This is a genomic window from Hahella chejuensis KCTC 2396 (assembly GCF_000012985.1).
Classification (GTDB): Bacteria; Pseudomonadota; Gammaproteobacteria; order Pseudomonadales; family Oleiphilaceae; genus Hahella; species Hahella chejuensis.
This window is the reverse complement of the sequence record NC_007645.1, coordinates 4,092,850-4,106,838: the sequence shown is the minus strand read 5'-3', so window position 1 is coordinate 4,106,838 and position 13,989 is coordinate 4,092,850. Positions and strand designations below refer to the sequence as shown.

Genomic DNA, 13,989 nt, shown 5'->3' with positions numbered 1-13,989 from the left:
TTTCGCTATGTTATTCTTACTCCCTTTCATTCTCCGCTCCTAAGCGCCTGCGGCTGAAATTTCCGTTCATCGCGCTCACATCATGGCGATGTCCGGGTGATTCTCGAAAGCGAGATGGACCCCTCGTTTTGGTCAGCGCAAGGCTTCGCCATTGAAGGCCGCAATACTAAATCGGAGCGACGCATTCCGTTATCCCGTAAGGATAAAGCCGATATGAAGCTGATAAAAAAGGCCAGCCTGCATTTTCAGGAAGGAAACTCTAACAAAGTTTACGAGGTTGAGCTGAGTGAAGCCGCCAGCCGCAAGGATGACCGCTTCCTCGTCAATTTCCGCTACGGCCGCCAGGGCGGCGCGTTGCGCGAAGGCACCAAGACGCCTGCGCCGGTAACGCTGGAAGAGGCGGAAAGGCTGTTCGACAGTGTCGTCGTCTCGAAAACCAACAAGGGCTATTACGACATCAGCCGCGGTGCGCTCGCAACGTCTGCGGGGGACGCCGGCTCCAAGCCGGCGACGCCGGAAGGTCCAACGGATATGCTGGTCAAGTTGCTGGAAAAACTGCGCCAGGAATGGGACAACGGCAAGCGGGCCCGTCTGATCTGGCGTTTGGGGGAACTGGGACGTCCTGAAGCCGGGCAAGAGTTGGCGGCGTGCGTCGGCAAAGGAGATTGGCTACAGGATTTTGCGGTGGCCTGGGCGCTGGGGCGCACTCGCGCAACGAATTACATGGAAGATCTGCATCGTTTGCAGAACTCGAAAAACAGCACCGTCAGCGCCATGGCGTTTGAGTCGATACTGGCCCTGACTGAACCCTCGCAAAGAATGACGCTGTTGCAAACGCAATGGAATCAGACGCCCTCGCCATTGCAGCAGGCGCTGACCTCCGGCGATGACGTGGGCGTGCGTCTGCAACTGGAAAACGGGCTGAACGCTGCGCCCGCCGGCGCTAATGATCTATTGAAAAACGCTTATCTGCTGGCCCTGCACTATCCCTCTCTTTACGAGGCGTTATACGGTTGGCTTAGTCAGTGCAAGCTGGCGCCGGGGGTGTTCAGCGGCGTGCGCTATATCTATAAAGCCGCCGAGTTCCGCCTGGACGCCCGCATGTTCGCCCTGCTGGCGCGGCGTTTTGAAACCAGCCGTGAATTCTTCCAGTACCAGTGGGATTGGGCCTGGTTGCCCGGTGTGGGCAGCTTCAAACCAAAAAGCGAGTTGAAAAAGCCAGATCCCAAGGTCGCATACTCCAATAAAACCCGTAACTATCTGCGTCGTCGTAGCTGGCGCAGCATCAAGCGCATCGGTCAGGTGGGCGATTTGCGTTATGTCGACATGGCCACGGAAATGTTGCTGACGGTCTCTGATGCGGATGCAGGTCAGACCCGTAAAGCGGATATCTATCGCTGGGAGCGCAACGGCCGTCGTTATGAGCACAAGCTGGTCGCGCGTAACGTCTATGATCATTACGCAGGCTTGATTGCGTTCAATCATATTCTACGGGGCGATAGCGCACAGTATAAATTGGCCCCGAGCGGACGCGCCTGGTTGAAAGTTTCTGATGAACGCGCAGAAGGCGCTCGTGAAGAAGCCTTTGCGCATTTGTGGGATCAGCGTCCCGACTGCGCTCTGCGCCTGCTGCTGGAGAGCCAGTGCGCACCCGTGCATGAATTCGCCTGCAAAGCGCTCGCTGCGAATGCGTCTTTTTGCGCAGAGATCGCCGTTTCTGATATTGAACGCATGCTGCGCAGCCGCTATGAAGCGACTCAGCGATTTGCATTGCAGCTGGCGCGGACGCGCCTGGACGGCCATATAGAACATGGCCTGTTACTGGCGCTGCTGAACAGCGGCCTGGAAGAAGCGCGAGCGCTGGGTATGGAAATCCTGGCGCGATTGCCGCAGACGACCCTGGTGGAAGCACCCCTGCTGGCGGCGTTGCTGCTGGCGCAATACGAGGAAGTGCGCCGGTTTGCGGCGGACAAGACCGCGCAATACCCCTGGACTGCGTCGGATCAGGCGCAATGCCTGCATGCTCTGATCGAGCAGGCGTTGCAAACGCCCTCTGAACTGCCGCCGGCCCTGACGCAGGAATCCCATGCAGTATGGCTGGCGGACTTCTGTATCGCCCGCTTCGCCGACGCCTGCCGGGAATTGTCCCTGCACCTTATCGACCGTCTGCTGGCGGAGCGCAACACGGCATTGCAGTTATTCGGCGCGCGCTTGCTGGTGGCGCATGGCGTCGATTTTGGCGATATTCCCGAGCGCCTGCTGCAACACATCATGCAGTCGGAGTCGTCTGCGGTGCGAGCATGCCAGACTTTGCTGTTGGGCAAACAGCCGGACGCAGAACTGATCAAACAGGCTGGCGTGCTCGCCCTGCAATTCTTCGAAGGCGAAGCAGATGACCGTAATGCCGCCGCTGCTATTCTGAAGCGTCTGGCGCTGGCGCAGCGGGACTGGGCGGAGGCGATTTTGCATCATCTGCTGCCTTTCACGTTCCGTAGCGAGAAACAGGACGGTCAACGGGAAGAGTGGCTGACGTTCTTCAAAGACGCGCTCAGCGCTGCGTTCGACGCGGTGGATGACAATACCTGCTGGCGTCTGTTGCAGGCGCAATCCACCGGCGCGCAGCAAATCGGCGCACTGCTGTTGCAGCAACGCAGCCCGCTGCAATTTAGCGTCCGTCAGTGGGCGCAGTTAGCGAAGCATGCCGATGTGGCTGTGCGTCAGTACGCCTTTAACGCGTATGAAGCCAACCCGGATCGTATTCTGGCGGAGATTCGCGACGGGTTACGCATTCTGGACTCTAACTGGGATGACTGCCGCGAATTCGGCTTCGCCTTCTTTCGCAGTCATTATGAGGAAGCGGGCGAAACCCTGTGGACGCCTGAGCTGGTGGTCTACTTGTGCGACAGCGTGCGGCCGGATGTGCAGCGTTACGGCATGGAATTACTGCAGCGCTTCTTCCAGGAGCAAAACGGCGTCGAGTATCTGTTGAAACTCAGTCAGCACCCTTCGGCCAATGTGCAGTTTTTCGTGAGCAACTTCCTCAATGAATACGCCGCCGGTCATTCGGAGCGCATTTTCAGTCTGCAAGGCTACTTCACCACGGTGCTGTCGCAAGTGAACCGTAGTCGCATCTGTAAGGATCGCATTCTGGCGTTTTTATCCGAACAGTCGCTGCTCAATGAACAGGTGGCCAATATGGCGGCGGATTTGTTCACCCGCATTTCCCTGACCGTTGTGCACAAAGACAAAGCCGCGCTGATTAAGGCCCTGCTGGATCTGCGTCGCCACTATCCGCAACTGGGAACGCCGCTCAGCGTCAAGCCCGCCGAAGTAAGAGAATATTAAGGAGCCGTTGATGGAGTTTCGTTACCGTTATCACGGACACAGCCGCGTGGACAGCAATGCGGGCAAGACGGATCTGTCCTTCGCCCCGGACAGCCTGCGGCCGCCGACTCACTTCGTCGGCAAACTGAGAAAACATATCGCCTTTCGCGAAGCGATTTCCGCGCTGCACAACGTGGTCATATCCGACATGCGTTTTCAGCCCAAGGACAAAGAAGAATACAAACGCTGGCTGGCTCAGGAAGAGCAGAACATGCTGGCTGAGTTCATGTCCCGTAAAGAATCGCTGCAGACGGAGATTCGCTCTCTGCGCAGCGAACTGGACGATCTGAACAAACAGAGCGACAAAATACTTAAGCCTTACTACGACGCTCAGCGCCAGTATTTCAACTATCTGTACAAGCATGATCTGGACGCCTGGTATGTGCTGGACCCGGTGATTACAGTGCATCCGGATCAAGTGTTCTTCGAATGCTTTTCTGAGGATGAATCCAGCTACGGCAAATTGAGCTGCGGCTACGAGGTGTTTGAAACCATCAGCGACACCGCCTGCGGCACCACCAACATTGATTACTCCCAGGGACTGTATAACGAGTTCCAGAAAATCCGTGACTATCGGGAAACGCTGTTACAGGTAGACCCTGACGGCTTTAGCGTGCAGACCGGCGATGACGATCAGTTCGATGAAAAGAAAATCGACCTGCCGGAAAGCTGGGTGCGCGGTTTTCTACAGGTCAGTTCGGCGATGACGTTGCCGATGGTGAAAGTCGAATTACAGCCCATGGACGTGCATAACCTGTGTTATGTGCTGCGTCGCAAGAAAGAACGTGTCGGACCGCGGGCGATGCGTTACGAGCTGGAGCCCGGCAAGCCGGTGCGGGTGATATTCGAACCCTGGGGCGAAGAGGTGGTGTGCAGCCGTTCTATCTATCAAGGCCATGAAGCGCGCAGCATTCGTGTATGGGGGCGTCGTCGCCTGCATATCCTGGAGCGCTTGATTCCGGTTGCGGACAAATTCGTCGTGCATCTCATGGGGGATGGCCTGCCCAGTTTCTATGTAGCGGAAATGGGCGATCTGACGTTTACCTTGGGACTGTCCGGCTGGAGCGCCAACGACTGGTCGCGTATGGGGAATTTTGACCTGATGGCGCCGCGAGCCGAGGTGGATGAGATCACCCTGCGTCGGGTCTATCACGGCTTGCAGGAAAACTGGCTGGAGAGCGCTGGCGGCCTGGCCGCCCGATTGGGGCTGGACGAGACCGTGGTGCAGTCTGCGCTGTCCATTTATAGCCAACAGGGGCAGGTTCTGTTCGATCTGGCGGATGGCGTCTATCGCATTCGCGAGTTAAGTCGTGAGCCTCTGCCCATGACTCAATTACGCTACGCCAATGAACGTGAGGAGAAGGCGGAGAATTTCAACAAAGCCAATCTGGTGAAACTGAACGCGGTGGACGTCAACGATGGCGTGCTGTCATTGCAGGGAGAAGTGACTGACAACGCTGTCGCATACCGTCCCAAGGTGTCGATTGACGCCGATCAACGGCTGCGTCAGGGCGAATGCCAGTGTCACTTCTATGTGCATAATCGCCTGCGCAAAGGCCCTTGTGAGCACATGCTGGCGCTGCGCAAGCAGCATCAGATTCAGCACCCCTATGTCTTCGCTGGCGCAGAGGAGGCAGGGCGATGAACGCATTTTTTCCTGTTAAATCAACGTCGGGGTTTGCTTGCTCCGCCCAGGTTGTTATACTGCCCGACGGCGGTAGCGCGACAAAACTACCTTGCAATCCGAGCGGTGGATCGCCGTTCTTGCTTTTAGACTTATCACGCTTCACTGGCCAGATCTTTACTGGGCCGTACTGCACCACCTATCGCTATTGCGGTTTGGTTTCTACGAAACCAATGAGCGATAGGTGGTGCGTACGGCGTCGAGTTGATCAGTCCAGTTCTGAGAATTCTACGAAGGGAAACCATGTCGCGCTACCGCCTTCTTTTTGCGCCGCTCCGGCGCGCTCCTTTGCGTCCTCGTTTTCACTCCCTGCATCCCGCTCGTTATCCGTCACTGTCGGCAATCGGTCTGTTTACGCGTGCGTCGGTCGTTGCAGTAAGCAGTTGTCATCGGCATTGAGAGGAGGGCGTTGAGATGAGCGAAGAGAAAAAACTGACCCGTCAGGAAATCTACCAACGCATCCGTGAAACCAGCAAGGACGAGTACATACTCTCCGAAATGGTGCGCTTGGGCTTTTGGCCGGATAACTCGGAAAAGCCTACTTTGTCGGAAGCCTTTATCAAAAAACGCACTGAATTACAGGCGGCGTTGCGGGAGTTAGGTCAGCAGCAAATGCTGTACTCCGATCCAGAGAAAGCGCTGAAGGAAATGCATAAGCAGCGCAAGCAGGCGGCGCTGGCGAAGCGGGAAGAGACGCGTCGCAAACGCAACGAAGAACGCTTCCAGAGAGCGCAGCATTGGCGTGAGGTGCAGGCGCATCAGATCACCTATCTCGGTGAGGGCGTGTCAGGGGGGCTGGAGGACGCGACTGCGGACGAAGCGCGTCTGCGTAGTCAGAACCTGCCGATCATTAACGCCGCAGAAGAACTGGCCACCGCGATGGGCGTGACGCTCAACGAGCTGCGTTTTCTCGCCTACAGCAAAGAGGTGTCCAAGCTCAGCCATTATCAGCAGTTCGCCATCGCCAAGAAGACCGGCGGCGTGCGTGAAATCTCCGCGCCTATGCCACGTATGAAAAGAGCTCAGTACTGGGTTCTGGACAACATCCTGGCGCCGCTGACTCTGCATGAGGCCGCTCATGGCTTTGTCGTTGAGCGCTCCATTGTGTCTAACGCGCAGCCTCATGTAGGCAAAGACGTGGTCATCAACCTGGACTTGAAGGATTTCTTCCCCACTGTGTCCTATGCGCGCATCAAAGGCGCGTTTCGCCATCTCGGCTACAGCGAACAAATTGCTACTATCCTGGGGCTGTTGTGTTCACAGCCGAAGACGCAGGAAGTGGAGATGGACGGCCAGAAGTGGTTTGTCAGCGAGGGGGAACGCTTTCTGCCCCAGGGGGCGCCCACCAGTCCGGCGATCAGTAATGTGATCTGTCGAAAGCTCGATCGTCGTCTGCAAAGCATGGCCGCCAAACTCGGTTTTACCTATACCCGTTATGCGGATGACGTGACTTTCTCCGCTGACGGCAAATCCGATGACGACGTTAAACGCCTGCTGTGGCGCTGCCGTAGCATCATCAAGGATGAAGGCTTTGTGGTGCATCCGGACAAAACCCGGATCATGCGTAAGCATCGCAGACAGGAAGTCACCGGCGTCGTCGTGAATGACAAGGCTTCGGTGGAAAGAAAACAACTGAAGCGATTTCGTGCGCTGTTGTTTCAAATCGACAGAGACGGCCCTGCTGGAAAATCCTGGGGTCGGGGAGAGCTGTTCGCCGCCATTGACGGCTTCGCCAATTATGTGGCGATGGTGAACCCGGTAAAAGGCGTGCCGTTGCAGCAGAAAGTGGCGCAGCTGAAGTTGAAATACGGCGTGAAGGTGAAGCCGTCCCGCGTGCTGGCGTTGAATAAAAAACGCATGCGTCTGAAGGCGGCGAAAGGTGAAGCGCCTCGTGAAGACTGGTGGCAGGCGCAAGCATCCGCCGCGCCGGAACTGGAGAAGACGGCGGAGCAGGTGAAGGAAGAGCGCAAGGCGGAGAAAGCGGAACAACAGACGCAAGCGGTTCCGGCCGCCTCTTCTGCGGACCCCGCGCCAGTGCGAACTTCCACTCCAGTGCAGTCACAACAGCAGGCCCAACCATCCGCTCCAGCGCCTGAAGGTGAGTCCCACGCTAAAACAGGGTGGATCATGTTGGCCATCGGTATACTCATCTATCTTGCGATGAAGATGTTGGGCTAGATCGCAGAGGCTTCGGGTCGCGTAAAAATGGCCCGAAATATGGACGGGTGACGACGAGGAAGGGAAAGATGCCCAGGCATATCGGCATTGTTGCATGCAGCGCTGCCGACGCTCGACTCCACTCGCTTGCTGGCTCGGGCCGCCCTGATGGAAGCGCTGCGCGATTGACGCGTCAGCGCCAATCATCCTCTAAGATGTGATCTCTCCACATTTCTAATTCTATCGCTCCCTGATAGCATGCGGTGATATACCCTTCATTTTCAGGAAGTCGTCCACCTTTATGAAAAGTAAGAAAATAGTCTCAACTTTTCCATTACTGTTCCGTTGCATGGCGCTGGCGGGTATTACGCTCCTGAGCGCCTGTTCAGACTCCTCTACCGACGCTGGCTATGCAGACGATGATAGGGCGGGTACGCCACCAGACTACAGCGCTGACGGCGATATGGATATTACGGACGACCCCCTTGATTGGAATCCCGCCAACGACGGCTGGCGCAAAGGCCGGCTGTTTGTGGAACTGAAAATCGAACAGGAAGGCTCCAAAGTGGAGCACAAGGTGCATCAGGGATTGAGCGGCCCGGAAACCACGCAAATCGATTGGACATATAGTCTGGTCGCCAACGCCGATCAGGCGGTCTGGATTCGACCGGACCTGGATAAGCTGATTCCTGACATGGACCCTGAATACGGGCGCGGCAGCTGGGAGACGGAACCCTATATGCCGCTGAACGATGACAGTGAGCTGGTCGTGCAGGGAGATGTGAAGGTCAACTTGTTCTTTGACTCACAAGCGCCGGATGCGTCAGATTATGTGCGCACCAAGCGGGAAGTGTCAGCTGAGGGTAAAGTCACCGGTCTGACTATCAAAGCCCTGCAACCCTCGTTATTCGGTCAGGGTTACGAACTCTCCGCTGAATGGGAGCCATCCTTGAATGTCAGAGATATTACGACGCTCACTGACCGTAAAGGTGGGAATCAGGTCCTGGATGAAAGCGGCTCTTTTAATGAGCCTATAAAACTGCGGCTGTACCCATCGCTCAACCCAGACGGCATTAATGATTATCCTTTGGCGAGCAGCGATGATCCGGAGGAGATCAAGGCGGGAATGAAGAAATTCGAACAGGAAATCTGGCAGTCGCTACAGCAATTGAGCGACGCTCCCATACTGGGCGAGGGTCGCACTGGCCTGATTACCGAGCAAAGCAAAGACAGCCTGACCCTGACTTACGAATACGACGGCGACAAACAAATGCCATACTGGCCCAGCCTGGAAACCCTGGCCGCCAAACCCGATAAGAAAAACACCATGTTGGTCAGAGTGCAATTGCAGGTGGACTGACCGTTGGAGTATCTGGCTGGCGGAGTAGGGTAAACAACAGAAATAAAAAAGCCGGCGTGAGCCGGCTTTTTTGCAGTCGGGTAGCCAGGACGCATTACTGCGCCCCAGCCCCCTAAGAACCGTACGTGCGAGTTTCCCCGCATACGGCTCAAGCCTCTACGAAACTCCCGAAAGAGCCGGCTTCGTTACTGAAATGTGCTGATGATGAACCTGCATATGACAGGCAGGATGCAAAAGCACCAAGTTGGCAAGACTGTCATCGCCACCATTGACCCGATGGATCAAATGATGCTCGTGCCAGCCGGTTTCGTGGGTGATGGCTTGTTCGCATAGTGCGCACTTACCAAATTGCTGTACATAAAGGCTATTAACGCGGCGGCGATATTGCAGGGAATCCCGCATACGCTTGCCTCGCAACTCCTCAAAGTACAACTCCCACTCAGGATCAAAAGGATTAGCCTCCGATTTGACCTTGGTATGCCGCTTGATTTTGGTGTCTGTGGCGTAAACCAGTTTCACCGTTTTCTCTGCGCCTAAATCATCAATTGTTGTGTCGGCAAACGTCCAGAGCCGGTTGTCGATGTGCTGCCAGTAGCGACTGGCAATCCACCGCTTCCCCTTCTTCGAATGTCGCCTCCGCGCCCAGCGCCATAAGGCGTGCCAGAGTTGAGCATCCACGCGAGCGAATGCGTCACTGGCGACCTGATGTTTATGGTAATTCACCCAACCACGAATGATGGGGTTTAACCTGTGTATCAGGTTTTCCTGTTTAGCACTTTTATTGGCATTGATTACATCGCGGCACTTCGTTAGAAATGCTTTGGTGTTCTTTCTGGATGGCTTGATGAGCAATTTGCTCTGGTACTTACGCACCGTCCACCCCAGAAAATCAAAGCCGTGATTGATGTGTGTCACCTGCGTTTTTTCAACCGATAGTTTCAGACCGCGAACGGCCAGAAATTTCTCAATCAGCGGTTTAACTTCATTTTCTAACAGTTCTTTCGAGCTGCCGGTAATCACAAAGTCGTCCGCATAACGCACAAGACCAACCTTATATTGACGTAATTTCTTACTGCCTTTGGCACCGAAGTGCTGAGCCAGTAATGCCTCTATGCCGTCAAGCGCCATATTGGCGAGAGTAGGGGAGATAATTCCACCTTGCGGTGTTCCTTCCTCCGTTTTCCATACTCGCCCCATATCGACGACTCCGGCTTTCAGCCATTTACGCAACATCAGTTTGTCCATCGGGACATTATCAATCAGCCATTGGTGGTCGATATGATCAAAGCAGCCTTTAATATCAGCCTCCAGAACCCACTGAGCCGAACCTTTTTTACGCAGCAGCATATAGCACTGCATAATGGCATCCGCTGTGGAGCGATCAGGCCGGAATCCATAAGAATCCCGATCTGCTCGCGTTTCTGATACCGGCTGTAACGCAAGCAAATACAATGCTTGCATGGCCCTGTCTTGCATGGTCGGAATGCCCAGAAGGCGCTCTTTCCCATTAGCCTTGGGGATACGCACCCGCCTCAAGGGCAGGGCGCGATAGCCCCGGCGCTTCAATTGACCAATCGCTGCCCATTTAGCTTCGGGCGTTGACCACAAAACCCCGTCTACTCCCGGAGTCCTGCGCCCTTGGTTCTCAGTCACTCGTCTTATGGCTAAAACACGGCCACAGAACGAACGGGTCAAGAATCGTTGCAGGGCTTTCACCTTGCGCCAATCCTCTTCCTTCGTTGCCTTAGCGATACGAATCTGTATCCCTCGGACAGTCTGGTTCACATGCTTCCAGTCAATCTGGTGCCAGTGTTCCGGTCTGCCGGAGAATGCAGATTCCGCTGTGAGCGAAACGCTTGTCATGCTAGTCTCCTTCTTGTAATTGGAAGGAGTTCGAACTCGGCTCGGTCAGGAGCCGAACAAAATGTTCGAACTCCCCACCGATTTTTACCCTGATATGTAAACTCTGAATCGACAGGCCCTTGGGTCTGCCTTTTCTTTATCTACAATTCGGGTGCTTCAAGGGTTATCCAGATCTCTCGCCATGAGAGACCAGATGGAAGTGGGCACAGCTTTCGCTGCCGGGTATGTTTCACCCCGGTATTTCGGCCATTACAGCCGGACATTCGCTTTTTCCATCCTCCTCTACCCGCAGCCGCAACAGATTGCCTTACGGCGCTCCTGCCTTGTCCGGTTAAGGAAAAGGCACAACTACGGGCTTACCGAGTTCCGCGCTGATGACACGGAAGGGTTAGGTGCTGTCTCTTCGCCGGTGGTTTTACTGGTGACGTATTCCCAATGTAAAAAGGAGTATCCAACCACACACCTTTTGGTTAAAACCTGTCAGTAGCTTTGGCTTTTTCCCGATAACGACGTTTATCAACAGTTCACTTGCGTTCACCTTACCTCCCAGCCTAGCCCCTTAACCGCCTTTGCTACTGGCAGTATCTACCGTTCACCTCACGATAAAACGGCACCGCTAAAGCGGGGGTACATTGTCAGGGCGCTTCACACAAATCCGTTGCCAGAAATGCGCTGCCCCTAGGCTACGGTTGGTCACACAACCGGTCGTTTACTGAGATGTGATTAGCTATTCAGAAAAGAAAGGCGATCACAGGTCAGGCCGACAATCATCAACGCAGCGTTACACGCTTGCATCGACTCGCTGAAGCTCAAACCGTTACCTGTTTGACTCTCCATACGGCCCCTTTTTGAAGAGAGCTACTTTGACAACGGGTGTCGTCGTAACAGATGATTTCTCGCGATCACGATTAACGCTTGCTGGTATTGCGCTCGCGTATCAGTAACCGCCTGACGGCAGGTGATAGCTGTTCCGGTGGCAGCTTTTCAGCTTCGCCGGGTGCATAAACTTTGAGGTGTTTTACCGAAGGCAAAGACTTCACAAAGTTCACCAGATCACTGTCATCGTGATTCCGATCTTTCATCGTTCATTTCTCCAAGGGTTAGAAAGCAGTTCAACGTCACCAAGAGTGTCGCCAAATTACTTCCTGTCGTCCAACCCCGATTCCTGGAATTACTGAGGTGCGTATGCAACCCCAGCAAAAGCCAGGGTTGCAGGATTTTCAACGGCACCTGTTGTTAAAAACCAACAGCACCGCCGTTGAACCTGTCGCCAAGTACCAGCTTAAAGCCACCTTGTTGACAGGGGTTGAAGTACAGAATAGACTGCACTTCAATGCCGTAAAATGCTATATAAATCAGCATGTTACAGCGCGCAAGCGCGACTCTCGTCGCACCTACATGTTGGGATAGTTGGGACCGCCGCCGCCTTCCGGGGTGACCCAGATGATGTTCTGGGTGGGGTCTTTGATATCGCAGGTTTTGCAGTGTATGCAGTTTTGCGCGTTGATCTGGAAGCGTTTGCCGCCGCCGTCATTCTCAACCACTTCGTAAACGCCGGCAGGGCAGTAGCGCTGCGCCGGTTCGTCGTACTTGGGCAGATTGTAGTTGATCGGCACGTCTTTGTCCTTGAGGGTCAAATGACAGGGCTGATCTTCTTCATGGTTGGTGTTTGACAGGAACACTGAGGTCAGACGATCGAAAGTCAGTTTGTTATCCGGCTTCGGATAGCTGATTTTCGGACACTCGCTGGCGGGCTTCAGCGTCTCGTGATCTTTCTTCAGATCACGCAGTGTGATGGGCAGGCTCCTGCGCAGAATGTTCTGCTCGAAGAACGCCAGAGCGCCCCCCAGGATGTTGCCAAACTTGTGCATGCCCGGTCCGAAGTTTCTTTCTTCGTACAGCTCTTTGTAGAGCCAGGACGTTTTGTACTTATCCGTGAAGGCGGTGAGATCTTCTTTGCCTTCAGACCCTTTCTGGAGCGCTTCAAACACCGCCTCTGCGCCAAGCATGCCGGACTTCATGGCGGTGTGGGAGCCTTTGATCTTGGAGAAGTTCAAGGTGCCAGCGTCGCAACCCAGCAGCAGTCCGCCAGGGAAAGTTTGCTTCGGCAGGGCGTTAAAGCCGCCTTTGGTGATGGCGCGGGCGCCGTATGAAACGCGCTTGCCGCCTTCCAGATATTTACTGATTTCCGGATGCAGCTTCAGGCGCTGAAATTCTTCGAACGGAGAAACGTGCGGGTTGCTGTAACCCAGGTCGGTGATCAGGCCGACATAAACCTGGTTGTTCTCCAGATGATACAGGAAGGAACCGCCAGTGGAGCTGCTTTCCGCCAATGGCCAGCCGGTTGTGTGGACGACCAGGCCGGGTTCATGTTTGGCGGGGTCGATATCCCATAGTTCCTTAATGCCGATGCCGTAATGCTGCGGGTCTTTGCCTTCGTCCAGCTTGAATTTTTCGATCAGCTGCTTGCCCAGATGGCCTCGGCAGCCTTCGCAGAACAGGGTGTACTTGGCGTGCAACTCCATGCCGGGAGTGTAGGAATCTTTATGCTCGCCATTGTGGCCGACGCCCATGTCGCCGGTTACGATGCCTTTTACGCCGCCGTCTTCATGATACAGAATCTCGGCGGCGGGGAAGCCCGGATAGATTTCCGCGCCCAGGCCTTCCGCCTGCTCAGCCAGCCAACGACACAGGTTGCCCAGGCTGATGATGTAGTTGCCCTCGTTATGCATGTTGCGGGGCACGAACGCATTGGGAACCTTGATGGCGTTTTCCTGGCTGCGTAATACGAATATGTCGTCTCGGACGACGGGAGTATTGAGGGGAGCGCCTTCTTCTTTCCAGTTAGGGAAGAGCTCGTTCAGGGCGGTGGGCTCGAAAACGGTGCCAGCCAGAATGTGCGCGCCGACTTCCGATCCTTTCTCCACGACGCATACGGTCAGTTCCTGCCCTTTATCCTTGGCCAACTGGAGAATTTTGCAGGCGGGTGATAAGCCCGCCGGTCCTGCGCCCACGATTAGTACGTCAAACTCCATCGATTCGCGTTCCACCATTGATCTCCTTTTAGCTTCACAACTCTCAGTCTAAAAAGTTTATAGGCAACACGGCTTTTGGGGGTCGCGAAAAGCTGCGACGATGCTGTCCCGCGGAAGCGGTCGAGCTGCGTCCCTGACTGATTTTATCCTGTCTTATTTTTCCGACTACGCTGTGCTGCAGTTATTAAAAATCGTCAGAAGTATAATGGATTAAGTCCAGGTAGCATATATCATTCGCCCACTCAAACAAACGTTTGTTTGAATTTTCGCGGAAAATCGCCTTTAATAAGCGGCACGCAGTTAAGACGAGCGTTTCCGGCGTTGAGCGTGGGGCCTCAGGCGACGCCTGCAAGGCCGCTTCCTGAATTCCGGGACGGAGTGAACCCGAATATTTTTCGGCGTTAACAATAAATCGATCGTCCTTTGATCGCAGGTCCTTTTCGGACGCGTCAGGCGCGCCCCTGAATATTGACCTGAGTGGGATAAGCGTTCAGTATTAGCCTGCT

The 13,989-nt window shown here is 54.9% G+C and carries 8 protein-coding genes; 5 read left to right on the top strand and 3 right to left on the bottom strand.

Going from position 1 to position 13,989, the window contains the following annotated elements; translation table 11 throughout:
* Nucleotides 1-96: 96 nt before the first annotated feature.
* The 4 genes from HCH_RS17700 (at nucleotide 97) to HCH_RS17685 (ending at nucleotide 8,585) form a co-directional block, all read left to right on the top strand.
* A complete protein-coding gene (locus HCH_RS17700) occupies nucleotides 97-3,345 on the top strand; it encodes a WGR domain-containing protein (protein WP_041598763.1) in 3,249 nt (1,082 codons plus the stop codon).
* Between the two features lie 10 nt (nucleotides 3,346-3,355).
* Nucleotides 3,356-5,029 carry a hypothetical protein gene (locus HCH_RS17695; RefSeq protein WP_011397746.1) on the top strand — a complete coding sequence of 558 codons (1,674 nt, stop codon included), beginning with the start codon at nucleotides 3,356-3,358 and terminating at the stop codon, nucleotides 5,027-5,029.
* 453 nt (nucleotides 5,030-5,482) lie between these two features.
* Nucleotides 5,483-7,246: a reverse transcriptase family protein gene (locus tag HCH_RS17690; protein ID WP_011397744.1), complete on the top strand. Its 1,764-nt coding sequence runs from the start codon at nucleotides 5,483-5,485 to the stop codon at nucleotides 7,244-7,246.
* 280 nt (nucleotides 7,247-7,526) lie between these two features.
* Nucleotides 7,527-8,585, top strand: coding sequence for a hypothetical protein (locus tag HCH_RS17685; RefSeq protein ID WP_011397743.1), 1,059 nt, complete (start codon nucleotides 7,527-7,529; stop codon nucleotides 8,583-8,585).
* Nucleotides 8,586-8,741: 156 nt separating this feature from the next.
* On the opposite strand, the gene ltrA is transcribed toward HCH_RS17685, so the two are convergent.
* Together ltrA and HCH_RS34290 are read right to left on the bottom strand one after the other, a co-directional pair.
* Nucleotides 8,742-10,448, bottom strand: a complete 1,707-nt coding sequence (gene ltrA, locus HCH_RS17680) for a group II intron reverse transcriptase/maturase (RefSeq protein ID WP_011397742.1) — start codon at nucleotides 10,446-10,448, stop codon at nucleotides 8,742-8,744.
* Between the two features lie 908 nt (nucleotides 10,449-11,356).
* Nucleotides 11,357-11,530, bottom strand: coding sequence for a hypothetical protein (locus HCH_RS34290; protein WP_158304971.1), 174 nt, complete (start codon nucleotides 11,528-11,530; stop codon nucleotides 11,357-11,359).
* Nucleotides 11,531-11,633: 103 nt separating this feature from the next.
* On the opposite strand from HCH_RS34290, the gene HCH_RS17675 reads away from it, so the two are divergent.
* Nucleotides 11,634-11,858, top strand: coding sequence for a hypothetical protein (locus HCH_RS17675; protein WP_041598761.1), 225 nt, complete (start codon nucleotides 11,634-11,636; stop codon nucleotides 11,856-11,858).
* On the opposite strand, the gene HCH_RS17670 is transcribed toward HCH_RS17675, so the two are convergent.
* Nucleotides 11,843-13,501, bottom strand: coding sequence for an electron transfer flavoprotein-ubiquinone oxidoreductase (locus HCH_RS17670; RefSeq protein ID WP_011397739.1), 1,659 nt, complete (start codon nucleotides 13,499-13,501; stop codon nucleotides 11,843-11,845). The genes HCH_RS17675 and HCH_RS17670 overlap by 16 nt on opposite strands.
* Nucleotides 13,502-13,989 lie beyond the last annotated feature (488 nt).